General features: G+C 57.1%; 10 protein-coding genes. 1 reads left to right on the forward strand and 9 read right to left on the reverse strand.

Annotated features, from left to right (window positions below):
* Window positions 1–3: 3 nt before the first annotated feature.
* The 6 genes from ACQUTG_RS13635 to ACQUTG_RS13660 form a co-directional block, all read right to left on the reverse strand.
* Complete coding sequence (locus tag ACQUTG_RS13635; RefSeq protein ID WP_428919935.1) at window positions 4–2,631, reverse strand: DUF6351 family protein; 2,628 nt, start codon at window positions 2,629–2,631, stop codon at window positions 4–6.
* Between the two features lie 134 nt (window positions 2,632–2,765).
* Window positions 2,766–3,344 (reverse strand): AAA family ATPase, encoded by a 579-nt coding sequence (locus tag ACQUTG_RS13640; protein ID WP_428919936.1) that lies wholly within the window; start codon window positions 3,342–3,344, stop codon window positions 2,766–2,768.
* The gene (locus tag ACQUTG_RS13645) at window positions 3,328–3,741 is read right to left on the reverse strand and encodes a TA system antitoxin ParD family protein (RefSeq protein ID WP_428919937.1); all 414 of its coding nucleotides are present in this window, start codon (window positions 3,739–3,741) and stop codon (window positions 3,328–3,330) included. Before ACQUTG_RS13645 ends, ACQUTG_RS13640 begins: the two co-directional genes overlap by 17 nt.
* Window positions 3,742–3,960: 219 nt before the next feature.
* Window positions 3,961–5,043 (reverse strand): hypothetical protein, encoded by a 1,083-nt coding sequence (locus ACQUTG_RS13650; RefSeq protein ID WP_428919938.1) that lies wholly within the window; start codon window positions 5,041–5,043, stop codon window positions 3,961–3,963.
* Complete coding sequence (locus ACQUTG_RS13655; protein WP_428919939.1) at window positions 5,040–8,408, reverse strand: toxin VasX; 3,369 nt, start codon at window positions 8,406–8,408, stop codon at window positions 5,040–5,042. Before ACQUTG_RS13655 ends, ACQUTG_RS13650 begins: the two co-directional genes overlap by 4 nt.
* Window positions 8,405–10,525, reverse strand: coding sequence for a type VI secretion system Vgr family protein (locus tag ACQUTG_RS13660; protein WP_428919940.1), 2,121 nt, complete (start codon window positions 10,523–10,525; stop codon window positions 8,405–8,407). The genes ACQUTG_RS13655 and ACQUTG_RS13660 overlap by 4 nt, the downstream gene beginning before the upstream one ends.
* 427 nt (window positions 10,526–10,952) lie before the next feature.
* Here ACQUTG_RS13660 and ACQUTG_RS13665 point away from each other — a divergent pair, with 427 nt between their 5' ends.
* Window positions 10,953–11,978, forward strand: a complete 1,026-nt coding sequence (locus ACQUTG_RS13665; RefSeq protein WP_428919941.1) for an NADP-dependent oxidoreductase — start codon at window positions 10,953–10,955, stop codon at window positions 11,976–11,978.
* A gap of 95 nt (window positions 11,979–12,073) precedes the next feature.
* Here the strand turns inward: ACQUTG_RS13665 and ACQUTG_RS13670 are convergent, their stop codons facing one another.
* From ACQUTG_RS13670 to ACQUTG_RS13680, 3 genes are read right to left on the reverse strand one after another with little or no spacing between them, the layout of a single operon-like run.
* Window positions 12,074–13,822, reverse strand: a complete 1,749-nt coding sequence (locus ACQUTG_RS13670) for a sugar phosphorylase (RefSeq protein WP_428919942.1) — start codon at window positions 13,820–13,822, stop codon at window positions 12,074–12,076.
* Window positions 13,819–15,042: a glycosyl transferase gene (locus tag ACQUTG_RS13675; protein ID WP_428919943.1), complete on the reverse strand. Its 1,224-nt coding sequence runs from the start codon at window positions 15,040–15,042 to the stop codon at window positions 13,819–13,821. The genes ACQUTG_RS13670 and ACQUTG_RS13675 overlap by 4 nt, the downstream gene beginning before the upstream one ends.
* Window positions 15,043–15,056: 14 nt before the next feature.
* Window positions 15,057–15,860, reverse strand: a complete 804-nt coding sequence (locus tag ACQUTG_RS13680; protein ID WP_428919944.1) for an HAD-IIB family hydrolase — start codon at window positions 15,858–15,860, stop codon at window positions 15,057–15,059.
* Window positions 15,861–15,869 lie beyond the last annotated feature (9 nt).

A 15,869-nucleotide genomic window follows, 5' to 3' on the forward strand; every position in this document is an offset into this window, starting at 1 on the left:
GCTCTACTGATTGGAGGATAGATTCACGTCAAAAGCCGGCGATGCCCAGCCTTCCACCCACTCATCATTTGCCGGCAAAGGCTCGCCTCCATACTCCACCTCTTGATCATTCCCGTACTTCAGCCAGGTGACAGTTGGTGACTGACCCACAGGCGGCTTGCTGTAATCGCACACGCCGTTCGGGAAAATTTCCGCCACCCGCTGGGCAAAGTTCTCGGGCGTATAAATGCCTTGCAGAATATTTGCAGGATAATCCTTCGGATCGACCGGCTTCAGCGCGCATTTATTGTTGAGTGTCCGGATATCATCGCCAGCAACAGTTCTTGGCATACCGAAGCGCGTCTGGACAACAAGTTCCTGGGCCTTCACAACCTCATCCGTGATTGGGGACAAGGGATCGGCCACAACAGAAGGAAGCCCCAGCGCCCCCAGATCGAGTCCGCAGACCTGGCCCGTCGCGACGTCCAGAATTTCACCTGTGACTGCCGGTAATCTTGGCTCCAGCGCATAGTCCACGCCGGGAATAACGGGGTCGGGGTATAGGAGTCCCCCGGTCAGCGGCAGGATCACGCCCCATTCGGCAGTCGCTCCGGACAGGGAGAGACAACGATCCCGGGCAAATGCCGGCCGATTCCGAATCAGCTTGTTCTGGAGCGTATCTCCCCGTTCATCGGATTCGATTCCCGCGAGCCACTGATCCATGGTCAGTAGCGCTTCGGTGGTAAACACGGTATCGCCGGCAATCGGAAACGCTCCGTACCAGATCACATGATTCAGTGAATGCCCCTGCACCTCTTCTATCCGCGCCCGGGTCTGCCAGGAGTGAAAGGCATCATGGGCAAAGCCAGGGTCTGGCCCCCTCAAATCAATCATGGGCACGCCAGAAAGATTTTCAGCGGTATTGATGGCACCGGTGCGATAGGCGTTCTCGATAGCCTCGATATCACCCCTTGTACGCTCGGATTGGTAGTTGATATCGACATCAAAGCCGCCAATCTCGCGATTCAAATCCAGGAACTGCGCCCCGGTGATCAAGCCTTCCTGCAGTGCTCTCAACCCATACTGGACACCTTCGTTATCCAGCGGGATGCCGGCAAAGCCCTTACCCAGTATCTGCTCGTTCACCGACCAGACTTCAGGCGGTCGCTTGCCAAACTGGTTCACCATATAGTCAATGAGGCCGCAGCGCAGACCTTCAGGCCGCTCTTCCGGATGGTAAACCGCTACGCCGTCTTGAAGGCCGGGGCAGTTTTCCTGATCCGGATAGGCCGCCGGGAAGAACGCCATATCGGAAACAACCGGATTAATCGGCAAGTGCCCATAGATGAAAGGCCATTGTGTCGGCAAGAGGCCATTAGTCAGCAGGCCCTCAAAGAACCCCGGCATCTCCTCCTGGCTCTCCGGCATCTGGAGCCCCAGGTAATTGCTTATCAGGTTGTAATCCGCGAACTGCGTTGCGGTTGTCCAGACGTCGGGATAGGAACATTGAACGATCAACCCCTGATAAATGCCCGGATAGGCGTTGGCGACATGCTGCTGGGCAATCGCACCACCGGAACACCCGGTGCCGATGGTGTACCGGATGGGTCCGTATTGTTCGATGATATGCTCCTTGGCCATCATCAGAGACTCGGCCGCGGTCACCAGATTCACATTGTGCCCCAGGTTCGCCTGGGCCGTTGACAGTGTGATGAAGCCCCGGGCCAGGGCAACAGAAATGCTGTCACCCAGCAGAAGTTCATTTCCGTTCGTCAGGCCTGAAATATCCCCATTGGGTGGCCGCCCCATACCATAGCTGACACCGACATTACCGCCATGATGGATAAGGACTTTGCCATTCCACTGGTCCTGGGGGCTAAGTGCGCTCCAATTCTCTCCGGGCTGGAAGAGCGACATGACCTGGTACCGGTCCCGGTTCAAAACTCCGGTTTCGACACGGACGATAAAAGGCATGGTCACCCCTTCATCTGTGGTGATCTCGGCAATGTCATCCTCGGGTGGGGGATTTTCGGGATCGTAGGGCAGAAAGGCTTCCGGCAGGCCTGGAGAGGAGGGATCAAACTCAGTAAACAGTCTGGTCAGTTTGTCTGCGGGCACATACTTGAAGCGATATTCCGGTTCCTGGTTGCACTGATCATCCAGGGCTTCCGGGTTAGTGCAACGCCATGGCTGAACCTGAGGGCCTGAAAAGACCGGACCACCTGCAGGGTGGTTGGTAATACTCGCTGTCAGCTTGCTGTTTCTGTTATCGAGCAGAGCGGCCAGGGTGTTGCTACCAAGCCCCAACCCGGAAACGAGCCCGCGGATCGTATTGGGCTCCACTAGCTGGAACTGGCCGGTGACATCCTCGTCATTGAGCAGAATGCGCGCTTCCTGAATATTATCAGCAACAATTTCTACCAGCGCATCACCACCACTGATGAGATCCGAACGGTTTGAAAGAACCTTTATTTCACCTTCGGCTTCGGGAAGCGGTTTATTGTCGCCCACCTGTGCTGGAGGTTTGGATTCAGGGACGACTGAGCCCGGGGTTTGGGCTGAGTCCGGAGATTGGGTCGAGCCGGAGTCTGAGCCACCACAACCGGTCAATCCGACAAACACGGCCGCCACCAGCGCCTTTCTGGAGAACATAACGGAAACCTCTTTATTATTTGCGTTATCAGGGCGTTTCGAAACCCGGCAAATAATAAGGGAGTGTCATGTTCTCAAGCGTTGGTCCAGCCGACCGAATGCATCGTCAGATATGTGAACCAGCTCTCAAAGCATCAAGAGTCAATCAGGCTCCGGGCCCATTCCGGCAAGGGTGAGTGGAAGGTTCGCCACTCACCGTCCACCAGGGCGGCGATGCGCAAAAATGGATCGTCCGCACTGGAATTATCAACAAGGAAAAGCTCATCAACGAGGCCTGCGCATTGACGAAGGTTAGAGAGCGTTCTGGGAATTCTCGATTCTATTTTCTTTTCAGGCACACTGTGACCGCCCGAACGAACCCTCGACACAACCCGGGCCTTGTTCAGATCAGACAGCTCCAGGTGGAAATAAAACATCCTGATCCGATAACCATGGGCCTTGGCGGCACCAACAAAATCCACTTTGGAAGGATGGGAAAACACCGTTTCAAAACAGAAACTCTGGCGCTCCTCCAGCAGCCGGAACCGCTCCTTTTCTGCAATCAAGGCCGCTTCGTAACTGTGCTTCTCCGGATAATCCGGCCACAACGTACGAGCGATCTTGTCGGCGTTGACGAACGGAATATTTCGACGGGCCAGAAAACGCTCATAGAAAGTCGATTTGCCGGCGCCATTGCCACCTACCAGCAACCAGAGCTCAGGCTGCGTCGTCACGGTCACTCAGTGCTTCAAAGCGTCCATTGCGGAACTGGCCAACTTCCCGGCTACCGTCCGGATGAATGGCCTCGAGATAACCCGGCTTTTCCGGAGAAGACTGGTAGACCGTACGCCCACGGGCAATAGACCGGCCGAGTTCGCCGCTTTCCCGCGCCTGATCCACCTCTGCCCACAGCTCATCACTGCTCACCGGTTCCGCCGTCACAGGCTCAACCGACACCTTCCGGATACCCTGCAAAATGGCAATCAGATCCTCCGCACTCACCTCCCCGGCAACTGCGCGACCAATCTCGGCCCAATACTCGATCTGCTTAGGCGTGGAACGCCGATGAACCTGCCCTTCCGCAGCGGCATGGCGAACCAGATTGTCATCAAGGCGAATAGCGGTGGTCATGACGGCCTCCCGTGTTATACGTATATTGACCAGACTACCACGAATGTTGCGTTTTGCAACGCCCGTTGCATTTTGACGCCTTCCCCCAGGGGTCTGAAGAAAGCCTTCTTCTGACCCCATTTTCAGACCAAGCACCAAAACCCAAGCCAAAGCCTCCAAACTCCGGGGTCAGAAGAAAGCCTTCTTCTGACCCCAACTTCATGCTAGCCCTCAGACCTATCAAATCGGCCAAGCCCCCTCCGGCCGAATCTCCCGATACTCCTGCAATGAAACCTTACCCAGCTGCGGCGTCAGCTTGCACACCCGGCTCCCCCAGGGATAGCTCCGCAGCCTATTCAACAGCTCTACCCCTCCCCCGTGCTTCCAGGCTTCAATATCCAGATCGCGCCAGTAGCGCGGATTGCGCCCGGTCTTTTCATCGTGCTCCCGGGTCACCGGATCCAGATGGCGAAACGGTTCCAGGCGGGGTACATCCGGCAGGGGCTGGGTTACATCCATGTAGCGCTGGAGCATGTCCCAGAGGGCGAGGACTTCGGTTTTAGAAGCTTCAATACCGCTGAGCCAAGTCTGGTTAAAGGTTTTCTGAGTGTATCGGTGGACGAACATTAACCGGTAAAAAATACCTCCTTGTTGAACAACTCGCTCGACATAGGCGTCAAACTCCACAAATGGCGCTTCAAAGAAACGTTTCCGCCCCAACGCAAAACGGACCTGGCCGGTAACCCGATTGAATTCACTGCAGCCATCTTCAAGGGACTTATCGAACTTCTCCTCAAGCTGTTTTTCGAAGGGCTTCAGAAAAAAGCCGATTCCAGTGCTCATGATCCAGTTTGTCGTCATTGGCGTTACCCATATGGCAAAAACAAACCACCCGAGTGATAGCAGGAAACCCACTACCAGAACAATTGCAGCTCCTGCAGAGGTGAAATTCGGCTGGCTGACAAGCTCCGCTGCTCCCCAAACAATCAATGCAATTCCGCTTAGCCATAGGAAGAGCACCCACACTAAAGGGATTACCAGAATCAACGCCTTGAGGCCCAACTTTCCGTTCAAAAACCGAATTCGTTGGTGATCCCACCACCAGTCTTGATCGATAAAATCAGGATCATCTTTCTCATGCCCTTGAACGGCCTCAACATCCTCTATCGTCTGCAAATAGGGAATTACTCCCGCGTATTCGCCAAAAGGCTGTAATTCTTCACCAATCCGTTGTCTTTTTACCGGGCTATCGGGCAACGGCTCTGCATTAATCCCTCTATAGGCGGTATTCGCGGGTTTTAACATTCCTTGTCCTTGATTCATGTGGCTACCTCAGTGAAATACCAATACGGCGAATCCGGTTGGCCGTATGGATCAAATATTTTACGGGCTTTGGGAGGCGGGCTACTGTGACGCGACACATCAAACGGTTCGTAATTCTCAAAAACCGGGGCAGGGAAAACCAGCGGCCCAATCTCTGTATTGATCGTGGCCTGCAGTCCAACTCTTACTCGAGTTGTAACCGATTCTTCGTAGAATAGGCTCTTGTAATCGCAATCCTGAAACTCGCGCTTGACCAAAAACCGTACAGCGGATTGATCGGGCAGAGACCGTCTTGCCGTAATTTTCGTGAGTGGCGTCGCCTTAAGGAGCCGTAAATTGGTAACTGATTCGAAAACGCCAGTGACAGGAATATCTGTACTGGATGAAGAGTAGGCTACCTCTTGTACAACCACATTTAAGGGGTTAGCCGGAAGGTTTGCACGTGGCTCATGGTTTAGTCTCAGTCGGCCAATAAGTGGAAACCGGACTGTAATGACATAATCATCCCCATCAGGTAAATATTCAGGATGAGAGAGCTCTGGATCCGGAGTGATGTCACGGTATTTCTGGGCTGTTACGTAAATTGGTGAAAGCAATGAAAGTAGTTGACTGTAGAAAGCCTCACCGCTTTCATCCCCCGCCGTATCGCTTGGATATGTGCCCAAGGGACCTCGCTTGAGCAACTTCGTAAACTCCTCGTCCGCAACTTGTCCTGCGTATAAATTTCCGCCGACAATCATGCCCATACCGAGAATCGCCCATCCCCAACCGGGAATGGCCAATAACGTCGCCATAAGAGGAGACGAAACAAAAACCAGACCTCCAACCAAGGCGATCGCGTGTCCTGCAGCGGAATCAAAATCTTTATTGGAGAGACAAATACGCATCTCCCAGCCGCTCAATACAATGCCCACTGCTCCCGCGACGAAACTTGCCAGCCCGACGGTACGAACCAAAGTCTGCGCCCTAACACGCGTAAGTCTGTTACCAATGAAGAACCAATTTTTTACGTCGAATAACGGCCTCGTAGCGATTCGATAAAATCGGGTAGAGCCCTTCAAATCAGCATCCGGAGCCCCCAGCACCTGGCTCATTTTAAGGGATGCTGCAATCAGCTCAGATAATGATCCGGCGAATGGTTTTGCCATCCCGAGCAAAACGTACTCCGGGTTTGAGTTCCGGGCCTTCCAAACCATCTGAGCCTCAACAAACAAATTAAACGCCGCCAAAGCCACTAACCCACGAGAAACGACTGGACCATCAACCACTCGACCCACTCGCTTTGCGAAGTCCACTTTCACCAAACTCAGCTTTTTCGCTTCTTCGTGGCCCTCGGCAACGTAGAAAACCATAGTACCGGCAGCCACTTTGTTGATCGTGTCCTCAAATTCACTCGCTGCACGCGCGGGGCTCGTTGAAGCCGTCACCTGCCCGGACTCATCAAGCAGGTCTGCATACAGATAATCGTTCTTCCGAGTCAGCACCCCCTCGGTGCGATCAAACTCCGTCAGCCCGCGATTCAGCCCGTTACCCTGCACTCCGAGGATCGTGCCCTCGCTGACAGCACGTGCCCTGTCCATAACCCGGATACCGGCGAGATCAGGGTCCGCGAGCACCATATTGGATGCAGCCGCCTGCATCACGCGCTGTAGTTCAATCTGCTCAACGGCCCCCTGTTCGATCAGGCGCCTGGACACAGTCAGAACAGCGGCACTCCATTCGCTTAGTGAGCCAGAAATAAGCCCTCCGACTTTGCCGGCATTGGAGAGATCTTTCAGTGTGCTATCGCCCGAATCCCTCTCGCTAATCTGTTTTTCGAGGTACACAAGGGATTGCAGATTAAGCCGATCCAGCAAGGCCTCATCGATTTCCGTCTGACTCTGTGCTAATTCTGCAAGCGACTGGTATGGCGACATTTTTCCGGGCCCTGACTCATCCCCAGCACCAGCTCGCTCCTGAGGCGCCCAAGCTTCAAGGAACCGTTCATCGGTTATCCAGTTTTTCAGGGTGGCATATATGCTCTCGTCACAGGACTTGCCTTGAGCCTTTACAACGCCCGGGATCTGTTGAAGTACATTTATCAGATCGGCCGCAAGCAGATAGGCTTCGCAGATGGCGTGATCACCGCATTCCCGGTAGTCATTCAGGGCAGCAGCGAATGACGGTTCGGTCAGAAAGTTACGAGCCCGCTCAACATGCTCATCTATCACGCGAATGGCATGGTCTTTTTCCTCGGTATCAAGCACCTTATCCAGTTTTTGTCGGTCGATGGCACTTGCATAACGAGACAAATTGGAAGGGCTACCATCCGGCTGAGGATCGAAAATGGCCTGGCGAATCAGCATCGCAGAATGAACTATTGGATTGCTCTGGATCGAAATATCCACGGCATCCAGGTAATGCAGGGCCAGGTGTAGCTGCGCAAGAGAATGGCGGAGACGGAAAATGGGGTCTGGAATAGCTATGCCGACGAGGCCTTTTTGTTCGCGAAGTTCAGCAATCAAATCCTCTCCGGGGGCACACTTCAATTCGAGATCAATCGCGACGCTGGATCCCTCCTCGCCTTGCTTTATCCGATCAGCGAGTTTTACGCAAAGCTCACCCTCACCAGGTCCCTCAAACCCCTCCTTAAAATCGCTGGGGTTCTCCAACATCAACTCGATGCCAAGATCCCTTGCCCGAAGTCCATCCACCTGCTTAATCGGCGATGCGGGGTAACCGCGGGCAAAGTTGATGTCATCGACAAAGGCCGCTGGCCAGGCATGATCTATGTTCGTTGTCCTGGTCCGCAGCGCTTTCGAATCCTGCTCCAGCCGACGGACATACTGCCAATCCCACTGCACTTCGCTGTAGGCGACCCGAACGTCCTGGATAACGGCTTGCCCCTGCAACATGGCCGGGACGAGGATGTCGTGCTGCCACTCGCCCACAGCCGGCCGGGCGCGGAAGCTCTCGGAGGGCTTCGCCTCCCACTCAGTGCGCGCCGATTGCACATCCACATCACTCATCATGCCGTCGGCATTGATCTCGAGTTCCCGCCACAGCGTGTCGCCACGAAAAACGTAGAGGTAGCCGGGTCTCAGGAGCGCCACGCTTCGTCCGGTGTGGAAGGTCAGGCCGACGGATTTCACCGGCAGATTGCTCTGGATCTCGGCCAGGGGCTTGATTCTCAGGAGGGTGTTTTCCTGATACTCCTCCTGCTCAATGTTGGAACGGGCCCGCTCCACCAGCAGAATGGTCAGGGGGCCGCCGGCCCGGGTGGGGACCTTCAGAACCAGATTGCCGGGTTCATTGTCATCGTACTCAGCTCGCCGGCGCAGGGAGTGGTCCAGGTTCTCATCGGTGAAGTTCACAAGATCGGTCATTCCTTTGACCCCTTATCCGAAACGGTTTCAACGGTTACTTCTTCCGGTGTCGATTGGCCACCGATGATGTCCACGATCAACATTCTTTCCGGCGTTTTATACCCGTCGTGGACGACGTTTTCCGGGCCGGGCGTCTGGCGCTGATCCATGGTCGCCAGTGCTGCAGGACTTACCGATTCCGGTGGAACACCCTCAAGCAGCCGGGGCAACTCCGGGAGGCTCGCAGACTGGCCGGAACCCCTTCCCGGCGCACCGCCGGAATTGATCTTTATCCCCGGACCGCTCAGGGTCACGCCACTGGCGTCCAGCTTGATGAAGCTGCCGCCGCCGGAGATGGTGAGTTCCGCTCCTGCATCCAGGACAACCTTGGAGCCGGCCTTGTGGTGGACTTCGGTACCGGCTTCGGAGGCCATGGTGTGGCCGGTCTTCTGGTGGAAAGTGCCGGTTATGGTCTGGCTGCAGTCGGCCTCTATGGACACCCGTTTTTCCCCATTGGTGGTGCAGTGCTCCGTGCCTTTCACATGGCTGAAGTTCTGCCCCTCCACGGTTCGGTGACTGTCGTTCCGGATGACCTCGGTGCGGTTGTGTTCGGTGAGCAGGTCCAGGTTTTTCTGGGCATGAATGTAGACCTGCTCTTCTCCCGCCTCGTCCTCGAAGCGCAGCTCATTGCTGCCCTCGCCTTTATGGGTCTTGGTTCTCAGGGTGGTGCGGGTCTTGTGCGCCGGTAGTTCGTACGGTGGCTGATTGGTGGCGTGGTAGGTTCGGCCGGTGATGATGGGTTGGTCCGGATCGCCGTCCAGGAAGCTGACGATCACTTCGTGGCCGATGCGGGGCAGCGCCATGAACCCGTACTGGCCGCCGGCCCAGCCCTGGCTGACTCTTAACCAGGCGCTGCTGTGTTCGTTGTTTTTCGAGTATCGGTCCCACGGAAACCGGACCTTGACCCGACCGTGCTCGTCGCAGTGGATTTCCTCGCCCTCCGGGCCGGTGACGATGGCGATCTGGGGGCCGTCCATGCAGGGTTTGTGTTCGCAGCTCGGGCACCAGGTTCGGTCGGCGGGCACAACGCTAAAGAAGTTGTGATAGGTGGTCGGTTCCTGACCGCCCTCCTCTTCCAGGGCCCGGGGCTGTTTGCCGGTATGGGTAACGGCGGTGAGCAGCCACTCCCGATTCAGGGCTTCGTTGTCATGGTCGGTGAGCGCGACTTTGGCGCCGGGGGCTAAATCCGGTCGGTTGCTTTCTCCGTGGCCGGTGGCCGCATCGTTTCTCAGAGCGTCCAGGCGGGCCCGGGTGAAGGGCTGGCCGCTGGCGTCGGCCTTGTAGCGACCCGGGTAGTCGTAGTGCTGGTAGTCTTCCCGGTGGTTCAGGTCGGCGTCCGCCTGCTCGTGCAGCAGGGCGTAGGCGGGATTTTTGAAGGTGTAGTCCTTAAGGGCCACCGAGCCAGCCCGGACCCGCTCCTGGTATTTGAAGCGGAAAATACAGGGTTGCCGGGTACTGCCCCCGGCCCGGCCGTTGTAGGGTGCCGGCTCCAGTTTCGGGGCATCGCCATGGTGATCGGCAAAAATCAGGGCCGGTTGGTCTTCCCCATCCACACTGCCGTGCTGGTAGCGGTAATGCCAGCCTTCCTCGGCGGCCAGCCTTTCGATAAAGGCCAGGTCGCTTTCCCGGTGCTGGACGCAGTATTCCCGTTCCTGAGGGCCCCGCTTGAGATCGAAAATCGTATCCACAATGCCCCGCTCTTCCAGCAGGGTGCGGACGATGGTCTCCGGGCTCTGGCCCTGGAAGATACGGCTGTTGTGCATCAGACCCAGGCGCCAGAGCGGGGGCTGGAATAACACTTCGTAACGGGTACGCCGATGGCCGGTGTCGCCCCGGGCGAATTCGTTGACCACGCCGGTGAAACGGCGCAGGGGTTGGCCGTCCTGCCAGACCACCAGGTCAACGGGTTGTTCCAGCATGGATTCGGCAGAGACGTCGGGATCGGTGCTGGCCAGTTCCAGTCGGCCCTGGAACAGCTCGGAGAGGCTCTCGGTCAGCGCAAAGGCGACCACGGCGAAATGATCAGAGGGGAAGTCACCGACACGGGCGGTGAACTGCAGTCCGCTTGCCTGGGGCATGTCTTCAGTCCTTGAAGGGTTGATTCGGTCCGTTGAATCGGTGCGGGTTTTGGCCATCGGATCCTTGATGGGGGGGAGCCCGCGAAGTTGGAGAAGGTACCAGCGGTTTGGGAGAAAATCCAGGGTTTGGGGGGGTGGACGTGAAGATGGGGTCAGATGAACAAGTTCATCAGACCCCTGAGCATGAGACCCCTGAGTAGGGCCTTGAGCAAGACCTTGGGGTCTGAAGAAAGCCTTCTTCTGACCCCGCCTTTACCCGGAAGCTTTTGGGGTGGGCTGAACTTGGGGTCAGATGAAGGTTTTCATCAGACCCCTGAGGCAGATCCTGACCTCGAATTAGCCCCCAAGATGTGGATCATTGACCCACCGTCTATTCTCCGGCACTCTAATCTGGTTTCATCATGCAACCTAAATAGGTGGTACTCCAGTGAGCGAATACAAGAATCGAGCAATCGTGTTGAAGAAGCGGCCCGAGGGGGAAATTCAGGAAGGTGATCTGGTCATGGAGGAGCGCTCGGTCCGCCCACCTGAGGATGGCGAGGTAGTTGCCAAGGTGCTTTGGCTGTCGCTGGATCCCTATATGCGTCCCCGGATGAATGATGCCAAGGGGTATATGGATCCGATCGGGATTGATGAGGTGATTGTTGGCGAAAGTGTCGCGCAGATCGTTGAATCCCGCTCAGACAAGATGAAGGTGGGTGATCTGGTTACCTGCTATTCCGGTTGGCAGGAGTATGTGACCTTCCCTGCTGATGCGCCGATGGTTTACCGGGTTCAGCAGAAGGAGGGCGTCCCGCTGCAGGCGTATCTGGGTGTTGCCGGTATGCCAGGGCGCACCGGTTATTGTGGCCTGATGTATGTCGGTAAACCGCAACGTGGCGAGACCGTGGTTGTGTCTGCCGCTTCCGGGCCCGTTGGTACGGTGGTTGGCCAGACGGCCAAGACCGAGGGTTGTCGCGTGGTTGGTGTGGCCGGTGGTCCGGAGAAATGCCGCTTTGTGGTCGAGGAGCTGGGGTTTGATGCCTGTGTCGATTACAAGGCTGGCAACCTTGAGGCGGATCTGAAGGCGGCCTGCCCGGATGGTATCGATATCTATTTCGAGAATGTGGGTGGTGCGGTGACCCGCGCAGTGGCGCCGTTGCTTAATCCGGGCGCTCGAGTGCCGATCTGTGGGTATGTGTCAGCATACAACGCCAAGGATATGACGGACGTGGAAACGCCGTTTCATGTGCTCAAGGCCCTGGATCCGGTGCCGGAGCATCGGTTTTTCCTGGTGACCGAGTGGCAGGATCGGCATCAGGAGATTACCGACATTCTTGCTTCACGGGTGGCCAGTGGGCAGTTGAAGTATCGGGAGACTGTTGCCGAGGGGCTGGAGAATGCGGTGGAGGCGTTCAAGGGGATGTTAAAAGGGAAGAACTTCGGTAAGCAGCTGATTCGGGTTTCGGAGTGAGGTGAAGTTGGGGTCTGAAGAAAGTTTTCTTCTGACCCCGATTTTAACGGCGAGTCTGGGGGTGGGCCTAACTTGGGGTCAGATGAACAAGTTCATCAGACCCCTGAGTTACTGCCGGGTTTGTTGGAGAGCCAGACGCTTTGGTAGGGCTTCAGGGTGATGCTGCCGGAGAGGTCGTCGATGGCCATGCCGGAGATCAGGTCTACCCATTGGTCGGTGCCGATGAGGTTGATGTCGCTGAGCGCCACTTGCTGCACTTCGTTGCTGATGTTGTGTATGCAGAATACGGACTGGTCACGGCGCATGCTCTGGCGCCAGAAGCCGAAGAGCTGCAGGCCCAGGTGGAGGGTGAACTGGGTGGCATTGGGGTGGAAGGCTGGCTGGGCGCGGCGGATGCCGATCAGGCGCTTGAGTTCGTGGTAGACCTTGCTGTGGTGGCGCAGCGGGTTTTCCAGTTCTTCCTCCAGTTTATCCAGCTGCCACTGCCCGCGGTTGATGGATCTCAGCCGGCCGGTGTTCTCCACCCGGGCATAATCGTTCTCCGTGCCCAGAAGGCTGTGGATGTAGAAGGCCGGAATCCCCTCCAGTGCCAGCATGATGGTGTGCGCACACAGGAAACGCTGGAGCTGGCAGTGGTCCGCCCCACCCTCTGCCGTGCCTTTCAGGGCATCCCACAGGGCAATGTTGATCTCGTATGGCTGATCACGGCCATCGGCGGTGCGACGGTACGACACCTTGCCGCCGAACGACTCCATGGTATTGATCAAGCGCTGTTTCTCGTCGTCCTCCAGCAGTCCGTCCGTCGGCCGCATCCCGATACCGTCATGGGAGGCGATAAAGTTCAGGTAGGTGGTCCCCACCTGCGCCGGGGGCATGCTCATGAGCCAGGTCTTGAGATGGCGGCAATTCCCCGTCACAAGCGTGTTGATGAGTAGTGGCGGCAAGGAGAAGTTGTAGATCACGTGCGCTTCGTTGGCGTTCCCGAAATAGGTCAGGTTCTCCCGGTTGGGCACGTTGGTTTCCGTAATCACCACCGCCTCGGGCGTATGGTGCTCGATCAGCAGGCGCAGGATCTTGATCAGCTCGTGGGTCTGCTGGAGGTGGATGCAGGGCGTGCCAGGCTCTTTCCAGAGAAACGCCACGGCATCGAGCCTGAATATGACCACTCCATGGTCGAGGTATTGTTTGATGATGCCGGCAAACGCGATCAGCACCCTGGGATTGGCGAAATTCAAATCCACCTGGTCCTCACTGAAGGTACACCAGACGTACCGCTCGCCATCCTCGGTCTGCACCGGGGTCAGCAATGGCGAGGTTCTGGGCCGTACCACGGCACTCAGATCGTCTTTCGGGTTTCCCTCAAAGAAATAATCCTTGCCCGGATCGACCCGCTTTCGGAAGTTCTCGAACCAGCGGCTGCGCGCGGACATGTGGTTGATCACCAGGTCCGCCATCAATTTGAAGTCGCCGGCAATCTGCTCGACATCGCTCCAGGAGCCATGGGACTCGTTCACCGCGAGATAGTCCATGACTGAAAAGCCATCATCGGAGCTGTACGGGAAGAACGGCAGGATGTGGACCGCCGAAACGGTTTCCGCCAGACAATCCGTCAGGAACCGATGCAGGGTCTGCAGCGGCTTCTCACCCTCACGCTGGACGGTATCGGCATAGGTGATCAAGACGATGTCCGACTCGTCCCAGTTGTTCTGGTGTGCCGGTGGCGGCTCCTGATTCGGGGCCACCTCCATGGTGCCCAGCAGCTGTTCCGCCAGGAAATCGCAGTCCAGTTCCGGGTATACCACCTCCAGCATGCCGACCAGCTTGGCCTTGAGGGGCTGGCTCATGGCCGGTACTCCTCGTTATCCAGCTCCACCGCTTCCAGCAATTGCTCCTTGATGTCCGGAATGGCACTGGTGACGCGGTTCCAGCTCGGGATGAACGGGGTGTCCATAGGGTTATCCAGGAAGTACGACCCGGCCCGCATCACGTTTTGGGCGAACAGCTCCACCGCCTTCTCTTCCTTGTGACGGTCGAACGTCAGGCCGTTCATGACGGCGTCGTTCTGGTAGGTCTCTACGAAATCCAGGGCTATCCGGAAGTAAGTGGCCTTGATGGTTCGGAATTTCTCGTTAGAGAAGATTTCGCCGTTGGTCGCCAGTTTCCGGAACAGGGCCTTGGCAATGTCCACACTCATCTTGGACAGACCCCGACTGGCATCTTCCGGGGACAGTTCCTGATGCTTGTGATCGTAGGTATCAGCGATGTCCACCTGGCATAGCCGGTTGGTGGCGTAGTTGCGCTTCATCTCGGACAGCACGCCAATCTCCAGGCCCCAATCACTGGGAATACGCAAGTCATTGATGACGTCGGTGCGGAACGAGAACTCGCCGGCCAGCGGGTAGCGGTAGCTGTCCAGGTAATCCAGGAAATCGCTGGGGCCACAGACTTTCTTCAGGGCCCGGATCAACGGGGTCACCAGCAGGCGGCTGACCCGGCCATTCATTTTCGAATCCGCCACCCGGGCGTAGTAACCCTTGCAGAACATATAGTTGAACGCGGGGTTGGCCACCGGGTAAATCAGGCGGGCGACCAGGTCCCGGGAATAGGTCAGGATGTCACAGTCGTGCAGGGCCACGGACTTGCTGACACCGGAGGCCAGCACATAGCCAAAGCAGTACCAGACGTTCCGCCCCTTGCCCATCTCGGTCGGCGCCAGGTTCTGCTCCCGCAGTTTGAGGTCGAGGGCGCGCAGCCGCGGGCCGTCGTTCCAAAGTACCTTGAACTCCTGGGGCAGATCGGAGAAATACTCGAGCGCATGCCGGTATTGCTCTTCATCGGCGCGGTCCAGCCCGATGACGATCTGATCGAGGTAAGGCACCTTCGCCAGTTCACTGACGATGTTTTTCAGCGCCGGCCCCTCCAGCTCCGAATACAACGACGGCAGCACAAGGGACATGGGCCGGGCCTTGCGGAAGTTCATCAGTTCCGCTTCCATCTCCTCGACCGGCCGGCGGACAAGGTTATGCAGGGTGGTGACTATGCCGTTCTGGTAAAAGTCGCCCATGGCGGCTCTCCTTTTTAATACCCGTACTCAAGCAGCAGATTGAGTACACAGTCATTCCAGCCCTCGGGGCCGGATCTGAGGGAGCGTATGGGGCGGCGGTCTGACGGTAGCTGGACGTTCCCACTGTTGACGCCCCGGATAACCACCGGGACATCGGACGCTTCCAGCATGCCCTGATCGTTCGGGCTGTCACCCAGTGCAATGGCCAGTACCGGTTCGCGGCCATAGCGCTCCTGGTATTTACCCAGCAAGAAACGGGCCCCATCGGCCTTGTCGAAGATGCCCATGGCGTGCCAGAAGCGGCCCCCCTGCACCAAACGAAGGTTGTCGGACGCCAGCGAGGCCTCGAATTGGCGTAGTTCCTCCTCGGTACCTTCCCAGATCAGAGGCTCGGTGCCATGGCGTTGCATCGCCCGCGAAGCAGCAGTGACATCCAGTCCCGTGACATCCGCCAGCTCCTCCGCCGACATGTCCTCAAAGCCCCGAAAGCGTGCACCGGCGGTCCGCAACCGACCCAGTGCCGACAACACCACGGCCCGGGATGCGCCAAAATTCACCACCTGTTCCGAGGAATTGCCAAAAGTGCCGGCCGGAATCACGACCGCTGCACCGTTTTCGACAATGTAGGGATCGCCATTGCCCAGTTCGTTCCGGAGTACGGCGATCTCCGCCGCGGTCTTGCTGGAGTTGAGGATCAGGGGGATTCCCGCCGCTTTTACCCTGGCCAGAGCGGGCCGGGCGGCCTCCCAGGAATAGTCCTCGTGGTCCAGCAATGTGCCATCAAGATCGGTGAACAGAATCAGGTGGGGCCTGGGCATGGTATTTCC

Origin of the sequence: Marinobacter sp. DUT-1 (genome assembly GCF_050379415.1) — a bacterium.
Classification (GTDB): Bacteria; Pseudomonadota; Gammaproteobacteria; order Pseudomonadales; family Oleiphilaceae; genus Marinobacter.

Bases quoted from the DNA above. Each gene is read 5' to 3' on its own strand.
- ACQUTG_RS13675 (WP_428919943.1), bottom strand. From the start codon at position 15,042: ATGGGCGACTTTTACCAGAACGGCATAGTCACCACCCTGCATAACCTT.
- ACQUTG_RS13650 (WP_428919938.1), bottom strand. From the start codon at position 5,043: ATGAATCAAGGACAAGGAATGTTAAAACCCGCGAATACCGCCTATAGA.
- ACQUTG_RS13670 (WP_428919942.1), bottom strand. From the start codon at position 13,822: ATGAGCCAGCCCCTCAAGGCCAAGCTGGTCGGCATGCTGGAGGTGGTA.
- ACQUTG_RS13645 (WP_428919937.1), bottom strand. From the start codon at position 3,741: ATGACCACCGCTATTCGCCTTGATGACAATCTGGTTCGCCATGCCGCT.
- ACQUTG_RS13655 (WP_428919939.1), bottom strand. From the start codon at position 8,408: ATGACCGATCTTGTGAACTTCACCGATGAGAACCTGGACCACTCCCTG.
- ACQUTG_RS13635 (WP_428919935.1), bottom strand. From the start codon at position 2,631: ATGTTCTCCAGAAAGGCGCTGGTGGCGGCCGTGTTTGTCGGATTGACC.
- ACQUTG_RS13660 (WP_428919940.1), bottom strand. From the start codon at position 10,525: ATGCCCCAGGCAAGCGGACTGCAGTTCACCGCCCGTGTCGGTGACTTC.
- ACQUTG_RS13680 (WP_428919944.1), bottom strand. From the start codon at position 15,860: ATGCCCAGGCCCCACCTGATTCTGTTCACCGATCTTGATGGCACATTG.